Genomic DNA, 17,066 nt, shown 5'->3' on the forward strand with positions numbered 1-17,066 from the left:
AAAATGAAGAAGAGTGTTGTATTATTATGTATAGTGGTTGTTTTAGGAGGTTTTTATTTTGATCAAAGTAAAGTACCGCATCAAAAACAAATCAATCAACTCAATTTAACGGAATGTCAAAGATTAATGATCGTGGCTCATCCTGATGATGAAACAATATGGGGTGGCAGTCATTTATTAAAAGGACATTATTTAGTTGTTTGTTTAACAAATGGAAAGAATGAAGTACGTAAAAATGAATTTATGAAGGTAATGAAACAAACGCATAATCAAGGAATTATGTTTGATTATCCTGATAAAACAGAGGGTAAAAGAGATCGATGGATACATGTTCAACAGGATATAAAAAAAGATGTTTCTTATCTTGTACATAAAAAGGATTGGCAAATGGTAATCACTCATAATCCTTTGGGTGAATATGGACATATTCATCATCGTATTACTTCACAAATTGTAAGTTTACAAGCTTCGAATGAAAACTTATATTATTTTGGAAAGTATTATAAAAGAAAGAAAGTACCTGCTCATTTAAATGAGATAACAAATAAAGATGAAAAAGAAAAAAGAAAACTTACAAATATTTATGCTTCACAAAAGAAAGTGATGAAGCATTTAAATCATATGATGAAATATGAAAATTGGATCAAAGCCAAAGATTGGAGAAGTTTATGAAAGAAAAAATAATGATTGTCGATGATCATGAAGAAATTAGAGAAGTTATTCAAGTGTTGCTTTCAAATGAAGGATATCAAATTATTGAGGCACAAAATGGAAAAGAAGCTTTAGAACTTTTAGATGAGACAATAGATTTAATTATTTTAGATGTAATGATGCCCGAGATGAATGGGTATCAAGTATGCTTGCTGGTAAGAGAAAAAACAAATGCACCTATTTTATTTTTAACAGCGAAAGGACAAGAAAGTGATAAAACACTTGGTTTTTCAAGTGGTGGAGATGATTATTTAACGAAACCATTTTCTTATAACGAGCTTAATGCCCGTGTCAAAGCTTTGCTTAGACGTTATCATGTTTATCAAGGCAAAGAAAGGCATGAAGAAAATACGATACAGATCATTGGTGATTTAGAAATAAATCAAAGCAAAAAAGAAGTAAGACGTCAAGGAAAGAAACTTGCTTTGACAGATTTAGAATATGAAATATTAGGTTATTTATTATTAAATCGTAAGCAAGTGATTTCAGCAAGTCAATTATTTGAAGCAATTTGGCATGAAAATTATTACTATGGGGCAAATAATACGATTATGGTTCATATTCGTAATTTAAGAAAGAAGATAGAACATGATCCACAAGATCCACAAATTATAAAGACAGTTTGGGGAAAGGGGTATTATATTGATTAAAAGAAACTTAAGCTTATCAATGAAGATTATTTTATTACTTCTCTCTTCAGCTGTTCTAGCTATTTTAAGTTATGGCTTTTTTAGAGTGAATGTAACGGATTTTTATACATATATTGAAAATTCTGAAAAACCTTTTGATGAAAAAAAGTTTATGAAAGATTTTAAAAAAGAAGCTAAGAATATTTCTATTTATACAAAAGATAAAGAAGATAAAAAAGCTTTGAAAAAGCTTTTAAAAAAACATGATGATTATATGAATGTTACTCTTTATGATGATCATGAATTGTATATGGATGGAAGCTTTGGGAAAATTCTTGATGAACCAGTAGGATTTACTCCTTTGTATATTTTAAAAAATGATTTTGAACAGTATGCTTATAGTAATTTTTTTGTACAATCGGTTAACTTTAAAGATGGAGAAGGAATCGTTTATGTCAGCTCTATGCATTTATTAAAATATGTTAAATATTATTTCTACGTTGCCTTATTTGTAAGTTTACTTATATTCTTTTTGCCAACTTTTATCTTTATTAGGCGAAAGGTTAAATATATTAATGTTTTAAAACAAGAAGTTTTAAATATGTCACAAGGGGATTTGAATCATGAAATGACGATTCAAAGTAATGATGAACTGGCTATACTTGCAAGTGAAATGGATCGTTTAAGAATAGAATTGAATCAAAATATTGAAAATGAAGCAAAAATTAAAGAAGCGCATCATGAACTAATTACTTCTTTATCTCATGATTTAAGAACACCATTAACAACCCTTAGAGGCTATTTAGATATTTTGAGTTTGCATTGTTATAAAAATGAACAACAAATGGATCATTATTTAAAAGGATGTATTGAAAAAACTGAACAAATCAAGGATTTATCGAATAAGACTTTTGAATACAGTCTGGTTTATGAACAAGATTTTTCCCTGCAGCTTGAAAAAATATCAAGTCAAGAACTCTTTGATTATTTTCAAGATAATTTAGAGTATTTGGAATTAGAGGGTTTTCATCTTCAAAGAGATATCAATTTTCATGAAAAAGAACTGCTTTTAGATTTTTCAATGATGAAACGCATGATCAATAACCTTTGTTCAAATATCATAAAATACGCTAAAAAAGACAAAGCTGTTCTTGTTGGATTTTCATTAAAACAAGATCAATTAAAAATAGTTTTTCAAAACGAAAAGAAACAAGATATCCAACATGTTGAAAGTAATAAAATAGGTTTAAAAAGTGTTCAAAGAATTGTACAAATGCATCATGGGGAAATCTTTATTCAAGATCAAGGCTTTTATACAGTTATTATTGTTTTACCAACGACCTAACAAATTTTTGTTAGGTTTTTTATAAAAGAAAAGACCAACATTTGTTGGTCTAAACATTTGTTTCAGGTTTAATCATTTTTAATTGTTTCATGATTTTACGAATATGATAAAGACTTTCAGCAATATTTAAACCATGATCACCGATTCTTTCGAAATCTGTTAAGATTTTTGTATAGATAACACTATTTTCAGTTGTACATTTCTTTTCTTTTAAACGAATAAGTTGATTAACTGCGAATTGATGTTGTGTTTTATCAATATTATCTTCCATGACATCGACTTTATCAACGATATATTTAAATTCATCATAATCCATAATAATAAGTTCATCTAAAATATTATTACAAAGACTTTCCATAATTCCAATTTCTTTTAAAGCATCTTCAGAAAAATGAGTATCATCTTTAGCAAGTTTTTGAGCTCTAGCAGCAATATTCATCGCGTGATCACCAATTCTTTCTAAATCAGAAGAAAGTTTTAAAAACAAGACAATTGATTGGGAACTTTCTGCTTGGAATTCATGAGAGATAACAGCTGTTGTAAAATTGATGACTTGTTGATTTAAATAATTTATGTATTCTTCATCTTTTTGCAGACGTATGTATTTTTCTTCATCATAATGATCTAATAATTCAAAAGCACGTTTTACGTTATGATTAGCAACATTTAACATATGTTGTGTTTCGTTAAATAGTTGTGTATTGGCAATGGCACTTGTTCCGATATGATAATCATTATCAAAAATACTAAAGTCTAAATATTTTAATTGCATATCTTGTTGATCTTCTTCACTATCAGGTAAAATGCGACAAGCAAGATTAACCAATCTTGTACCGATTGGAAGCAAGAGCAATGTAGTTGTCACATTGAAAATGGTATGTACATTAGCGATTTGAGCTGCTACATTACTTGGTGTTAAACTTTGAACAAGGTCTGCAAATGGGAAAAGCATACTAATTGTCACAAATAAAACAGTTCCAATAATATTAAATGATAAATGAATAACTGTTGTTCTTTTAGCATTTTTTGATGTTCCAATAGAAGCTAAAACAGAAGTAATACACGTTCCAATATTTTGTCCAAATAAAACATAAATTGATGATGAAAGTGTCATAACGCCACTTTTAGCAAGGGCTTGTAAAATACCAACTGAAGCTGATGAACTTTGAATTAAAGCAGTAAATAATGCTCCTACTAAAATCCCAATAAATGGATTTTGAAATTTAGAAATAAGTCCAACGAATTCAGGCATCGTTCTTAAAGGAACCATGGCACTTGACATTGTCTCCATACCAATAAATAAAATACCTAACCCGCCAATAACACCACCGATAGCATCCAATTTTTGACTTTTGAAAAAGACAATCATTGCTACTCCAATAAAGGCAATCAATGGAGCAATAGCTGTAATATCGATTGCAATTAACTGACCGGTAATTGTTGTTCCAATATTGGCACCCATGATGACCCAGACAGCACTTGTAAGTGACATTAATCCAGAATTAACAAAACCAACAACCATAACAGTCGTTGCTGATGAGGATTGAATAATTGCTGTTACAAGAGCTCCTACAAGGACACCTAAAATACGATTTGATGTTAATTTTTCTAAGATTGTTTTCATTTTATCGCCGGCAGCCATCTCTAAACCATTGGACATCATATTCATTCCATAAAGGAATAAAGCAAGACCACCTAACATCGAAAATAGATTTGTAAGTTTCATATAAATCCCCCTATATCCGCAAGTAGCTTAACACTTTCTTAAGGCAATGTATATAAACTTAACATATTCTTAACAAAAAAATAAAGGCTACAAACCTTTACTTTGATGTATATATTTTGTTTTTAAAAAGCGATAAGGCTCCATAAAATCACGCATCTCTTTTGCGTTGAGTTCATTTCCAGAAGTAATCCTATCAAAAATATCTTGATTTTTCTTAGTCACTTCCTTAATTTCATCTGTTGCTTCTGCTTTTCCATGTTCACTAAAGAAACGAATAAAATACTCTTCTGTTTGTTTAGCCATATCTTTTGTATTTAATAAAACCCAATTTTCTTGATGAACAACATCAATTAAATTAATGAGGGTTCTCGCTACTTGTTCTTGATCAATCATTTTTTCCACCTCGTTAAACATTATAGCAAAAAATAAGCAAGTATGTTATAATAATGTCTAACGAAAGGATGTGTTTGTATGAAAAAACCGATCATCGCTTTAACTCCTTTAGTTGACCAAGAACAAGAAAGTGTCTGGATGCTTCCTGGCTATTTAGAAGGAATAATAGAAGCGGGGGGAATACCCGTCATGCTTCCTTTAATTAAAGAGATGGATGAAATCAAAGAAGTTGTCCAAAGATTTGATGGCTTTATTATTACTGGAGGGCATGATGTAGATCCAAAGTTATATCATGAAGAAAAGAAAGATTACTGTGGTGCCTTGTGTAAAGAAAGAGATGAGATGGAAATGGTGTTGATTCCAGAAATCATTAAACAGGATAAACCAATGATGGGAATATGCAGAGGGCATCAAATTATTAATGTATGTTTAGGAGGAAGTTTATATCAAGATTTAGATAAGGAATACAAACTTACAGAAGTTCATCGACAACCGACCCCTTATGATCAACCAAGTCATGAAGTAATGATTTTAAAAGAAACGCCACTTTATCATTTTCTTGAAAGCGAAAGTATGTTTGTCAATAGTTGCCATCATCAAGCAATCAAAGAATTATCATCACAGTTATTACCAATGACGTATTCTTCTGAAAAATTAGTAGAAGCATTCTATATGCCAAATCATCATTATATTGTTGGTTATCAATGGCATCCCGAAATGATTTATAAAAAAAGTGTAGAAAACAAAAAAATATTTAAAGATTTTATCAAAGGATGTCAGTAATTTTAAAAAATTATATTGACTTTCGTTTTATGAAATAGTATACTTAACTAGCTTTAAGTTAATAGAAAGCAAATGTTGGTTCCTTGGCCAAGTTGGTAAGGCAACAGACTGCAACTCTGTCATCATCGGTTCGAGTCCGGTAGGAACCTCCATTTGAATAATGCGCTAGTAGCTCAACTGGATAGAGTGCTTGACTACGGATCAAGAGGTTGTGGGTTCGATTCCTGCCTAGCGCGCCATTAAACGGGAAGTAGCACAGCTTGGTAGTGCACCTGGTTTGGGACCAGGGGGTCGCAGGTTCAAATCCTGTCTTCCCGACCATTTAAAAATTGGGGCCATAGCTCAGCTGGGAGAGCACCTGCCTTGCACGCAGGGGGTCAGCGGTTCGATCCCGCTTGGCTCCACCAATTTTATTTTATGCGGAGATTTACCCAAGTCTGGCTGAAGGGACTGGTCTTGAAAACCAGCAGAGGATTAACGTCCTGCGGGGGTTCGAATCCCTCAATCTCCGCCATTTTTATTGTTATTGGTCTGGTAGTTCAGTTGGTTAGAATGCCGCCCTGTCACGGCGGAGGTCGCGGGTTCGAGTCCCGTCCAGACCGCCAATAATGGTTCCGTAGCTCAGTCGGTAGAGCAGAGGACTGAAAATCCTCGTGTCGGTGGTTCGATTCCGCCCGGAACCACCATTTAATTAAATATTTGGTCTGGTAGTTCAGCTGGTTAGAATGCCGCCCTGTCACGGCGGAGGTCGCGGGTTCGAGTCCCGTCCAGACCGCCAATAGTCGTGTTAAGAGTCGTTTTTCGACTCTTTTTACATATTCGGAGGATTTATGCAATCTTTATTATATATTTTTGAAATCAATATTATCTGTTTTATCGTTCTTTTATTTATTTTTAATTATTATAACTATAAGACAATAAAACGTTCGACAAGAGAAAGAATTTTTAACCATATACTTTTATTATCAATAGGTCTTTGTTTCTTTGGCTTTTGCTTAGAATTTTTAAATGGAAAGATGTTTAATTTGAATCATCTTATTTTAGAAATAATGAATAGCCTTTATTATCTTTCGATGACAATGATTGGTTATAAGTGGCTTAATTATGTTTATATTTGTACTTTTAAAGAAGATTTACAGACTAAAGTAAAACGTCTTCTACAAATACCAATTCTTATTTTAATGTTTCTTATTCTAACAAATCATTTTAATCATTTTCTTTTTGTTATCGATTCAAATAATTTATATCACCGAGGAATGGGAATTTATATTCATTGGATCATTAGTTGGTTTTATATTGTTTTAGCGACAATTATGAGTTTATATGTGATAATTCATACAAAAAGCAAATTTCAAAAAAAAGAGATCTTACCTTATTTCTATTTTGTGATTGCTCCTATTATCGGAAGTATCATTCAAATGTATTACCCTAGTTCAGCTTCTTTTCAAGTAGGAATCACAATTTCTTTATTAATGATTTTCTTTAATTATCAAAATAATATGATTCAAAAAGATCCATTAACAGGACTTAAAAATAGACAGGTCTTGGAACGCTAGTTTGATCGTTTAATTACGCCTCATTTAAGCCCTTTATCAATTATTATGATTGATGTTAATAAATTCAAAAGAATCAATGATGAATATGGACATCTTGTAGGAGATCAAGCCCTTCAAACAACAGCAACTGTCTTAAAGAATTATTTTATACAAAACCATCCTTTCTCAGATCTTTATCGCTATGGTGGCGATGAATTTCTTATTATCCATCATAGTTTAGATGAACAGGAATTAAAAAAAATCAAGAAGGAACTTACGCAAGAATTTCAAAAATTAGATATGCCCTATTCTTTGACGGTCAGTATTGGTTATAGTTGTGGGAATGTTTATTCAGAGGAAACAATAAAAAAAGTCTATCAAGAAGCAGATAAAAATATGTATAAGCAAAAGAATTGATCTGTTCAATTCTTTTTTATAATATAAATAATATTTATTGCATAAAAATAATATATTTTATATAATGACTAAGGGTGATTCTATGAAGTTTAAATACAAATCTACAAGAACATATTTAGTTGAAGAAAAGAAGTTTATTCAACTATTAGAAGAAATGTCTTTAAAAGGGTGGCAGCTTGATGAAATTAAATATAATTTCTTAAAGTTTAAAAAAATAAACCCTCAAAAAAGAAAATATCAGATATTTTATAAACAGAATACACGCAAGTTAAAAGAAGCAGGGTATCATTTAATTTGTACATGTTATGATTTACAGGTTTGTTATGTAGATGATCTTTTTGTACAAAATACTTTCTCTAATGAATCAAGAATAAAAGTCTTAAAAGGTATTTATCCTTTTAAAAACTCAATTGCCTGGATGCTTATTGCCTGTATTTTACTTTTTGCTTATTTTCCTTTTTCAAAAGAAATACAAACACTGAATTATTATATTTTCTATTTAGGAAGATATCTTTTTAATGGGATGTTCTTTTTTGTAGGAGCTTTTTTGTTAGGTTACTCTCTTTATAATTTATATCTTGGAAAGTGTTTAGAAAATTATCATCCAACCATTGAAAAAGTTCTCTATGCTTTAAAGATGTTTTTGCTTGGTTTAGCGATAATTGTTGTAAGTCTTTATATTCTACAAATTGGAATTCTTGCAACCATTATTTTTGTGGCTTCATTGATTTTATCTTGGATCGTGACACATTTTTCTGGTCAAAATTTTAAAAGTAGAGTGATTCGCTACATGTGTATTATTATTTCTATGGCTCTTGCTTGCATTGATACTTCAGCGCCTATTTATGAAAATGTTCAATGTTATCAAGATTCTAAAGGATATGTTACGGAAGATGGTGGAGCTTTTTATAAAGGACTCAACGTAGAAAATAAACGAGGGATTATTGAAGCGGTTTATGAAAGTACAAGTTCATGGCATGCACAACATCTTTATCAATACCAAGTAGAAAGGGTTTATAAGAAACACTTTAAAGAAGTAAAACCATATCAAGAGGCTAAGATGAAATTTACGAGGATTTCACAGGGTTTACAATATAAAAATGAATATCTTCTTTTAATCAATAAAAGAGTGATCTATATTCAAGATATTCATACATATGATTTAGAAACGATCATCAATCATTATAAAAGATTAAGGATTTGAGGAAACTCAAATCTTTTATTTTTATATTAAAATAATAAAAATAATATTGATATATAAATGATATAATAATATAATAAAAGTAAAGAAAGGGGAGAAAAAAGATGTTTGATTACTTGAAGAAAATCATTAAGAGTCAATGGAAGATGTATAGTTTTCTGATTTTGATTCTTTTATGTTTATCATCTTTTGAATTTGTTTTGTTATGTATTTATAGTTGTTTTGAAATAAATCAAGGCATAGATACGATTTTATTAAGATTTATTCCAACTTTAGGGGTTTTTGTTTCAATGTTTCTTACATTATTAATGAATAATTATTTTTTAGAAAGTAAAAAAGAAGAATTTTCAATCATTCTTTTGTCAGGATGTCGTAATCGAGAAATCATTTTTTATATCATTGTTCAATTTGGTGTTCTTTTTCTCATTGGTGATTTTTTAGGAGGTGTCCTAGGGATTGGTTTGATGAAAATTATTAATTTATACTCTAAATATTATTTTTATTATATATATGATAGGGTGTTCTGTTTATATATTGCTTTCTTTATTTGTAAGATTATTTATATTTATATGATCAACTTTAGTCAGTTTATTCAAATTAAGATGTCTATTTCAGACTATCTAACACATCACCAACAAAAAACATCAAAAGTATCTTTTAAAATCAAAAAACAAAAACCAATAAAGGAAATTCTTATTACGATACTTGCTGTTTTGATGATTGTTTTTTCTTTACAAGGTTTGTTTCAAATAGAAAATTCAACACTTCTTCCTATTTATTTTATATTTTTCTTGATGGGAGAGTTGATTTTAATCAATACGACAATTCCTTTTATGTATGATTTACTTCATGATTCTTATTTACTTAAAAATCCAAAAGGTTTAACAGTTTTAAGTTACGTCATGAATTTATCAAAAGTTTTAGGATCTATTGTTTATGTTTTATCAGTTGTGGTTCCTGTTTGTTTGGTTGTTTATTTTTTAAAGATTGATAGTTTAGCTTATGTAAGTGTGTCTAATATTTCTTATATCATGATGCTTTTAATAATGTTTATTTGTTTTATTTTAAGATTTCAAGTATATCTTCCACAAATACATCAAGAAATCGTGGTTAAAAAGGCATTGGGATTTCGTTTAAAGGAGATTCAAAGTATTTATCGGGATGTAGCAGTGGTTTTTGTTTTATTAATTGATATTTTTCCTTTTATTCTTTATGGAACAATGCTTTATTTAGCGTATCTACAAAATCAAATTACCTATAATAATATGCTTTTATTAAGTTTATCTTATTTGATTTTATTTCTTATTTATGGATGTTATATCAATTATCAATATCAAAAAACAATCAAGGAGGTCTATTTCAATGTCAAATATATTAATCGAAGCGAATAATATTTCGAAAATTTATGATCAAGATATGTATTTAAAAAGAGGAATTAATTTTTATGCCTTGCATCATGTTGATTTTATTGTGGAAAGAGGAGATTTTATTACTGTTATGGGGCCAAGTGGTTCTGGTAAAAGTACATTAATGAATTGTATATCAACGCTTGATAAAGTTTCTTCAGGTAAATTAGAAATCTTACAAAAACCTGTTCTTGCGATGAAAGAAGATGAACTGAGTGATTTTAGAAGAAATTATTTAGGATTTATTTTTCAAAATCACCATTTAATTTCTTCACTTACTATTTTTGATAATATCGCGACACCACTTATTTTAAACAAAAATAATCCAAAAGATACCAAGGTAAGGGTTGAAGAAGTTTCAAGAAAACTTAATATAGAAAAAATTCTTTATAAAAAACCTGATGAATGTTCAGGTGGAGAAAAACAAAGAGCTGCCATCGCTCGTGCCATCATTACCCATCCCCTTATTCTTATTTGTGATGAACCAACGGGAAACTTGGATAGTGAAAACTCTTATGAAGTACTTACTTATCTTTCAAAACTCAATGAGGAAGGAACGGCTATTATTTTAGTAACACATGATAGCATGATTGCAAGCTATGCTAAAAAGTTTATGTATTTACGTGATGGAACGATTCATATGGTGATTTCTAGAAATGATGCGAGTCAAGAAGAATTTTTCCAAGCAATCGTAGAAGTCACAACACAAGATAGTTTAAGAAAACGTTTTATGCAAGGAGGCGTTTAAGATGGAAAAGATGCTGGTTATTTCATTGACGATTATTTATATCATTGCATCGGCATACTTTTTTAAAAATAAGATAAGAAATAATATTTTTGATTTTGCAGGCGTATTGTTGATGAGTTTTTGTTAGTCGATTAATCATTATAGTTATAACGCATTTTGTGCGATTATTGTGGGACTAGATTTATTACTTTTATTAGTTGTCACTAGAAAAAAGGGAGGAAAAGAAAATGAGTGAAATGAATATTGTGAATTTAGGAAATAAAAAAGAAAGTAAAATGTATGATAAAAGATTAATTGTTTATGGTGTTGTGGAAAATATGGAAGCTGATCCAACAGCCTTAAAGAAATTGAAACCACTTTATATGTATCAAGATCATTTAGAATTTATCAATCCTTATCATGATCAAATAATTATTGATGCTAGAGATATTGATAAAGTTGTCTTAAAAATGTGTGGACGTATGAAAATTTTTGGTTTCTTTTCTGAAAATAATTTCTATTTAGATTTAGATGTTCATGTCAAAGAAAATATTTATAAATTTGAAGTCCAAAATATGCAAACCGCAAATAATATTATTGATTACTTAAAACATGCCCCTTTTACAGTAGAAGATTATATGGATGTTTATGCTATCTTTGAAAAACATCCTGATTGTTTGGCAAGAACACGTTATCTTCAAGCGAACTTTAAAAAGATAGCCAAGAAATATGGACTTGATTTTCCTCGTCAAGGAGGAACTTATTGATGAAAAAGTTAAGAGTTGATCAAAAGATTATTGTTATTGCTTATGCATTAGATTTATTGATGCCGTTTTTAATAAGTTATGGAACTTATAAACCAGCCTATGAAATGACAAAGTTGATGTATCTCGCTAGTCAGCTTGGGATTATTTGTTATGGAAGCTTTATGATTTTACCAATTCCTTATGCGATTGCATTAGTCTTTTTAAAAGAAGCTGATTTAAAAGGAAATAGTCTTGCGTGGCTTACTTTAGGAATCATCAATCTTGCAATCTTTCATCGTTTTAATGTTCAAAGTATCATTGAAATGCCAACGATCTTTATCTGTATTGTTTTATGTTTATTGATTCAAGTATTTATTTATTATAAGAATAAGAAGTTTGCTTAAAATGACAAAATAAATGGAATAGAAGAAGGATAATAGAAGCATATTATCCTTTTTTTATTATTAAATTTAAATAAGAGGTGAATGTTATGATACAAGCAATCCTGGTTTTAGCTTTAGGTTTTTATGTGCTCGTCAAAGGAGCAGATTGGTTTGTCGAGGGAGCATCTTCACTAGCCTGTTACTTTCATATTCCACAACTGGTCATTGGTTTAACAATTTGTGCGATGGGAACCAGTCTTCCTGAAGCTTCAGTCTCTTTAGTAGCAGCAATCCATGATAATGCTCAAATTACGATAGGAAATGTCGTTGGAAGTAATATTTTAAATATTTTAATTATTTTAGGAATTAGTTCTTTAATCACTCGATTGAAGATCCAAAAATCTACTTTTTTGATAGAAATACCCTTTATGCTTTTTTCAACATTAGCTTTACTTATTATGTCTAAAGATGAAGTCATTACTTTTAATGAGGGAATGATTTTGGGTGCTTTCTTTTTGGGATATTTATTTTATCTTTATTTTCTTTCAAGAAAAAATGAAGAACAAGAGGAAAGTAAACATTCTCTTCTTGTTTGTTTTACTTTAATTTTATTGGGAATCTTTTTTGTTATTATTGGAAGCCATCTTGTAGTAAATAGTGCCACAAGTTTATCAACAATGATAGGCTTATCCAAACGGTTTATTGGTTTGACAGTCGTTGCTTTTGGAACCTCACTTCCTGAATTGGTTACATCGGTTGTAGCTGCTAAAAAAGGTAAAGCTGATATTGCGATTGGTAATATTGTAGGAAGTAATATTTTTAATATTTTATTTGTTGTGGGAAGTGTTTCACTTATTTGTCCAATTCCTTTTGAAAGTCATTTTTTCGTTGATGTTTTAGTTGCTTTAGGTTCTGGTTTGTTTTTATGGATATCAACCATTAAGAATCAAGAACTAAGAAGAATTCATGGGTTCTTGATGCTTGTTTTTTATGGATTGTATTTTTTGTATTTGTGTTAAAAAAGAATTAAAAACATACAATGATACTGGTGATGCTATGAAACTATTACTCAGTATCTTTTTTGTGTTTCAAGTTGTTTGCAGTAAAGTAGAGTTTTATGGAGGTAGTTATCTTGTTTATGATAGTTATAATGATTATGTTGTAGAAAGCTCTAATGAAAATAAAAGGCAATCAGTAGCTTCAATTTCTAAAATCATGACAGCGATTTTAGTTATTGAAAATAGTCGTTTAGATAAGAAAATTATAGTAGATGAAACGATTAATAAGGCTTATGGAAGCTGTGTTTATATACATATAAAAGATAAAATGACGATTCAAGATCTTTTATATGGGTTAATGCTTCGTAGTGGAAATGATTGTGCCTTGATGCTTGCAAAAAGTGTTGGTGGCAGTGTTAATCGTTTTGTGGAAATGATGAATGAAAAAGCACAGGAATTGAATATGAAAGATTCACATTTTTCAAATCCTTCAGGTCTTGATGAAGAAGATGAGGGAAATGTTTCAACGGTAAAGGATATGGCACTTCTTTATGATTATTGTTGTCAAAACCCTATTTTTAATGAAATTGTACAAACAAAAGTATATAAACGTCAGGATGGAATGGGTTTTTGGCATAATAAAAATCGTCTTTTAAAAGACTATTCTTATTGTGTTGGGGGTAAAACGGGTTTTACTAAAAAGGCAAGGAGAACGTTGATTACAAGGGCGATAAAAGGGGATCATGATTTAATTATTGTAACTTTTAATTGTGGGAATGATTTTGAATTTCATAAAAAGAAATATGAAGAATGTTTTGAAACAATGGAAAAGCAAGTGTTTTTTGATAAAGGGGTTTATGTTATTGGAGGAAAACCTTATTTATTTGATGAAAGTTTATTTATAGAAAAGAAAAAGGAAGATTGTGTTTCTTATATAATTAAAGATGAAAGTGTTTATTTGTATGTGAATCAACATTATATTCGAAAACAAAAATTGAAAAGATTTTGTTTTGTAGATCTTTATCAAATGATTTTAAAGGATCTTTTTTATGAATAAGTTCTTTCAGTATACACTTATTATTTTATTAATAATTGGCTTTATCATGAATCATCAACAACAAATGCTGGCAGCTCTTTTAAAAACTCCTTTTGAAGTTTTTGAACTCACTAAAACCCTTGTTTTAAGTTTATGTCTATGGAATGGCTTATTAAAAGTTATTCAGGCTTCACGGATGATGGACCATTTTACCTTTCTTTTAAGACCAATTCTTAAATTCATTTATGGAAAATGCATAGAAGAAGAAAGTCTTTATCAAAATCTTTCTTCTAACTTACTTGCCAATCTATTAGGATTAGGAACTTTGGCAACTTTGAGTGGCTTAAAAGCAATTCAATTACTTAAAGAAAAAGGATATCGACAAGCTATTATGCTACTTGTTGTCATGAATACGGCGGGTTTCTCTATACTTCCAACGACCATGATGACATTACGTCAAAGCTATCATAGTAAGCATCTTTTAGCCTTTTATCCCTATAGCCTTTTTATTGGGTTTATTATTAGTGTGGTTGGAATTTTGATTATTAAGGCGATTGATCATGAATAGTTTTATTCTCATTATTTTATTATGGAGTTTTTTAGAATGTTGCTTTCATCATGTTTCTGTTTATGAAACATTTATAGAAGGAGTCAAAGAGGGATGCCAATATTTATTGACTTTATTTCCACCTTTAATGTTTCTTACTCTTATTGTTTCTTTGTTTCAAAGTTGTGGAATCACAACTTTACTTATTGATCTTTTCAAGGAGCTTTTAAATATTTTGCATATTCCCGTCGATTTATTAGTAATGGCCGTAATTAGGCCTTTATCAGGACAAGGAGCCATGGTTTTATTAAAAAGAATTTATGAATGTTATGGAATAGATCATGTTTATAGTTTACTTGCTTCTATTGTTCAAACTGGAAGTGACACGACCCTTTATGTAGTAACGTTGTATTTTGGCAGTATTAAAGAAAAGAATTACCGTTATAGTTTAGTGCTCGGTTTCTTTTTAGATTTTTTAGCGTTTTCTATGATTATTTGTTTTTATCATTTTGGAATGATTTCATAGAGATTTCATATATTGGAATTAAAGGAGTTATGATAATGGAAACAAAACAAATTCTTAAAGATATTGGACAAAGATGTCAGGGAGATATTTATTTAGGGGTCGTGGGACCAGTAAGAAGTGGAAAGTCTTCTTTTATTAAACGTTTTATGGAAATGGCTGTTATTCCCTATATTGAAAATCCAGATGTAAGATTGCGTACGATTGATGAATTGCCGCAATCAGGTAAGGGAAAAATGATTATGACGGTGGAACCAAAGTTTATTCCTAATCAAGCAGTATCGATTGATTTACAAGAAGATTTGAAAATCAATGTAAGATTGGTGGATTGTGTTGGTTATGTTATTGAAGGGGCAAGTGGTTATCAAGATGATAGCGGAATTCGTCTTGTTAAAACTCCTTGGTATAATGAAAGTATTCCTTTTGATCAAGCCGCTAAAATTGGTACTAAAAAGGTTATACAAGATCATTCAACGATTGGAATTGTCATGACCAGTGATGGAAGTTTTTTAGATATTGAAGAAAGAAATTATCATCAAGCTACTCAAGATATCATTGAAGAACTGCAAAATATTGGAAAACCCTTTATTGTCATTGTCAACAGCAAAGATCCTTCAAGTACCACTTGTCAAAATGTTGTTGAAAGCTATCGTCAAAAACACGATGTGCCTGTTGTGGCTATGGATGTAACAAACATGTTGGAAACGCAAGTTGTTCATTTATTACAAGAGGCTCTTAATGAATTTGGTGTTAAGGAAGTCAAAATCGAAGTACCACGTTACATTGCTATGCTTTCACGTAATCATTGGTTAAAACAAACATTAGATGAAGCTTTAAGGAATTCTTTGGTAGAAATTAAAAAGATACGAGATATTCAGCATCTTACCGAAGGTATGGAAAGTTATGATTTTATTAAAAGAGCATATTTAAAAAATGTGGATACATCTAAAGCTCAAGCAGTGATCAAAATAGAAGAAAGAAGTGGTCTTTATGATGAACTATTAACCGATATTGTAGGTTATGAGGTGGATCGCTCTTCTATTTTAGCTCTTTTACAAGAGTTAATGACAATCAAAGAGGAATACGATGGTATTTCTAATGCTTTATCCATGGTTAAACAAACTGGATATGGTTATGCGATTCCTCGTTTAGATGAAATTGAACTATCAAAACCAGAAATTATTAAACAAGGTTCACGATATGGTATGAAGCTCAATAGTAAAGCAGCAACAACGTATATGATTAAAGTAGAGATTGAAAGTACTTTTGAACCAATAATTGGTTCAAAACAACAAGCAGAAAGTTTTATTGATTATTTAAATCATAATGGTAATGATAAACAAGCAATTTTTGAATGTGATGTTTTTGGTAGAAAATTAGGGGATTTAATAGAAGAAGGTATGTATTATAAGCTCAATACGATTCCTGAAAATGCGAGTATGAGGATTCATGATATTTTATCTAAAATCGTTAATAAGGGAAAATCGAATGTTATAGCAATTGTTTTATAAAGGAAAAAGCTACTTAAATACTGGTGTATTTAAGAGGCTTTTTTGTTTATAAAAAGAATTAAAAAAGATTGTTAAAAAGCACTTGAAACAACTTTTTTTAGATGATATACTAACCAGGTATTTTATTATTGCGGGGTGTGAAAATGAATAAAAAAGAATTAGTTGAATCAGTTTCAGTTGAACGTAATTTAACAAAAAAAGAAGCAGAACTACTTGTAGATACTGTGTTTAATACGATTACTAGAAGTGTTGTTGAAGGAGATAAAGTATTGATTTCAGGTTTTGGTACTTTTAAAGTTAATGATCGTAAAGCAAGAAAAGGTATTTCTCCTAAAACTCAAGAAGAAATGATTATTCCTGCGAGCAAAACTGTAACATTTAAACCTAGTAACAGACTTAAAGATGCGATGAATTAACGCATCTTTTTCATTTTTTGTTCATAAAAGGTG

At 29.9% G+C, this 17,066-nt stretch carries 20 protein-coding genes and 8 tRNA genes; 26 read left to right on the plus strand and 2 right to left on the minus strand.

Annotated elements, in window-relative coordinates:
• The first annotated feature begins 3 nt into the window (after positions 1–3).
• From C7U55_RS07515 to C7U55_RS07525, 3 genes are read left to right on the plus strand one after another with little or no spacing between them, the layout of a single operon-like run.
• Positions 4–672 carry a PIG-L family deacetylase gene (locus C7U55_RS07515; protein WP_106988045.1) on the plus strand — a complete coding sequence of 223 codons (669 nt, stop codon included), beginning with the start codon at positions 4–6 and terminating at the stop codon, positions 670–672.
• Positions 669–1,361 (plus strand): response regulator transcription factor, encoded by a 693-nt coding sequence (locus tag C7U55_RS07520; RefSeq protein ID WP_106988046.1) that lies wholly within the window; start codon positions 669–671, stop codon positions 1,359–1,361. Before C7U55_RS07515 ends, C7U55_RS07520 begins: the two co-directional genes overlap by 4 nt.
• Positions 1,354–2,685, plus strand: coding sequence for a HAMP domain-containing sensor histidine kinase (locus tag C7U55_RS07525; protein WP_106988047.1), 1,332 nt, complete (start codon positions 1,354–1,356; stop codon positions 2,683–2,685). Before C7U55_RS07520 ends, C7U55_RS07525 begins: the two co-directional genes overlap by 8 nt.
• 49 nt (positions 2,686–2,734) lie before the next feature.
• Here the strand turns inward: C7U55_RS07525 and C7U55_RS07530 are convergent, their stop codons facing one another.
• Together C7U55_RS07530 and C7U55_RS07535 are read right to left on the minus strand one after the other, a co-directional pair.
• Positions 2,735–4,411 (minus strand): Na/Pi cotransporter family protein, encoded by a 1,677-nt coding sequence (locus C7U55_RS07530; RefSeq protein ID WP_106988048.1) that lies wholly within the window; start codon positions 4,409–4,411, stop codon positions 2,735–2,737.
• Between the two features lie 87 nt (positions 4,412–4,498).
• A complete protein-coding gene (locus tag C7U55_RS07535) occupies positions 4,499–4,804 on the minus strand; it encodes a hypothetical protein (RefSeq protein WP_106988049.1) in 306 nt (101 codons plus the stop codon).
• A 78-nt stretch (positions 4,805–4,882) separates the two neighbouring features.
• On the opposite strand from C7U55_RS07535, the gene C7U55_RS07540 reads away from it, so the two are divergent.
• From C7U55_RS07540 to C7U55_RS07645, 23 genes are all read left to right on the plus strand, one after another.
• Positions 4,883–5,587, plus strand: a complete 705-nt coding sequence (locus C7U55_RS07540) for a gamma-glutamyl-gamma-aminobutyrate hydrolase family protein (protein WP_106988050.1) — start codon at positions 4,883–4,885, stop codon at positions 5,585–5,587.
• A 77-nt stretch (positions 5,588–5,664) separates the two neighbouring features.
• Positions 5,665–5,739: transfer RNA gene (locus C7U55_RS07545), tRNA-Cys, on the plus strand.
• 10 nt (positions 5,740–5,749) lie between these two features.
• Positions 5,750–5,826 (plus strand) — tRNA-Arg (locus C7U55_RS07550).
• Positions 5,827–5,831: 5 nt separating this feature from the next.
• Positions 5,832–5,908: transfer RNA gene (locus C7U55_RS07555), tRNA-Pro, on the plus strand.
• 10 nt (positions 5,909–5,918) lie between these two features.
• Positions 5,919–5,994, plus strand: a tRNA-Ala gene (locus C7U55_RS07560).
• Between the two features lie 14 nt (positions 5,995–6,008).
• Positions 6,009–6,101: transfer RNA gene (locus C7U55_RS07565), tRNA-Ser, on the plus strand.
• A gap of 14 nt (positions 6,102–6,115) precedes the next feature.
• A tRNA-Asp gene (locus C7U55_RS07570) sits at positions 6,116–6,192 on the plus strand.
• Between the two features lie 5 nt (positions 6,193–6,197).
• Positions 6,198–6,273 (plus strand) — tRNA-Phe (locus C7U55_RS07575).
• A 15-nt stretch (positions 6,274–6,288) separates the two neighbouring features.
• A tRNA-Asp gene (locus C7U55_RS07580) sits at positions 6,289–6,365 on the plus strand.
• Positions 6,366–6,417: 52 nt separating this feature from the next.
• Positions 6,418–7,143, plus strand: a complete 726-nt coding sequence (locus tag C7U55_RS07585; RefSeq protein WP_106988051.1) for a histidine kinase N-terminal 7TM domain-containing protein — start codon at positions 6,418–6,420, stop codon at positions 7,141–7,143.
• 12 nt (positions 7,144–7,155) lie between these two features.
• Positions 7,156–7,539, plus strand: a complete 384-nt coding sequence (locus C7U55_RS07590) for a GGDEF domain-containing protein (protein ID WP_275666259.1) — start codon at positions 7,156–7,158, stop codon at positions 7,537–7,539.
• A gap of 82 nt (positions 7,540–7,621) precedes the next feature.
• Entirely contained in the window at positions 7,622–8,743 is a 1,122-nt protein-coding gene (locus tag C7U55_RS07595; protein ID WP_158569643.1) for a DUF2812 domain-containing protein, read from the plus strand.
• Between the two features lie 101 nt (positions 8,744–8,844).
• Positions 8,845–10,131, plus strand: a complete 1,287-nt coding sequence (locus C7U55_RS07600) for an FtsX-like permease family protein (RefSeq protein WP_106988054.1) — start codon at positions 8,845–8,847, stop codon at positions 10,129–10,131.
• Entirely contained in the window at positions 10,103–10,894 is a 792-nt protein-coding gene (locus C7U55_RS07605; RefSeq protein WP_106988055.1) for an ABC transporter ATP-binding protein, read from the plus strand. The genes C7U55_RS07600 and C7U55_RS07605 overlap by 29 nt, the downstream gene beginning before the upstream one ends.
• Before the next feature lies 1 nt (position 10,895).
• Positions 10,896–11,021, plus strand: coding sequence for a hypothetical protein (locus C7U55_RS14120; RefSeq protein ID WP_275666257.1), 126 nt, complete (start codon positions 10,896–10,898; stop codon positions 11,019–11,021).
• A 100-nt stretch (positions 11,022–11,121) separates the two neighbouring features.
• Entirely contained in the window at positions 11,122–11,640 is a 519-nt protein-coding gene (locus C7U55_RS07610; protein WP_106988056.1) for a hypothetical protein, read from the plus strand.
• Complete coding sequence (locus tag C7U55_RS07615; protein WP_106988057.1) at positions 11,640–12,023, plus strand: hypothetical protein; 384 nt, start codon at positions 11,640–11,642, stop codon at positions 12,021–12,023. Before C7U55_RS07610 ends, C7U55_RS07615 begins: the two co-directional genes overlap by 1 nt.
• Before the next feature lie 86 nt (positions 12,024–12,109).
• Positions 12,110–13,021: a calcium/sodium antiporter gene (locus C7U55_RS07620; protein ID WP_106988058.1), complete on the plus strand. Its 912-nt coding sequence runs from the start codon at positions 12,110–12,112 to the stop codon at positions 13,019–13,021.
• A 37-nt stretch (positions 13,022–13,058) separates the two neighbouring features.
• Positions 13,059–14,057 (plus strand): D-alanyl-D-alanine carboxypeptidase family protein, encoded by a 999-nt coding sequence (locus C7U55_RS07625; RefSeq protein ID WP_106988115.1) that lies wholly within the window; start codon positions 13,059–13,061, stop codon positions 14,055–14,057.
• On the plus strand, positions 14,050–14,604 hold the full coding sequence (locus tag C7U55_RS07630) for a hypothetical protein (protein WP_106988059.1): 555 nt from the start codon (positions 14,050–14,052) through the stop codon (positions 14,602–14,604). The genes C7U55_RS07625 and C7U55_RS07630 overlap by 8 nt, the downstream gene beginning before the upstream one ends.
• The gene (locus C7U55_RS07635) at positions 14,597–15,109 is read left to right on the plus strand and encodes a spore maturation protein B (protein ID WP_106988060.1); all 513 of its coding nucleotides are present in this window, start codon (positions 14,597–14,599) and stop codon (positions 15,107–15,109) included. The genes C7U55_RS07630 and C7U55_RS07635 overlap by 8 nt, the downstream gene beginning before the upstream one ends.
• A gap of 35 nt (positions 15,110–15,144) precedes the next feature.
• Positions 15,145–16,617 (plus strand): stage IV sporulation protein A, encoded by a 1,473-nt coding sequence (gene spoIVA / locus C7U55_RS07640; protein WP_048923527.1) that lies wholly within the window; start codon positions 15,145–15,147, stop codon positions 16,615–16,617.
• Positions 16,618–16,760: 143 nt separating this feature from the next.
• Positions 16,761–17,033 (plus strand): HU family DNA-binding protein, encoded by a 273-nt coding sequence (locus C7U55_RS07645; protein WP_048923526.1) that lies wholly within the window; start codon positions 16,761–16,763, stop codon positions 17,031–17,033.
• Positions 17,034–17,066: the final 33 nt, after the last annotated feature.

The sequence above is a fragment of the Faecalibacillus faecis genome (genome assembly GCF_003024675.1).
GTDB classification, from domain to species: domain Bacteria; phylum Bacillota_I; class Bacilli_A; order Erysipelotrichales; family Coprobacillaceae; genus Faecalibacillus; species Faecalibacillus faecis.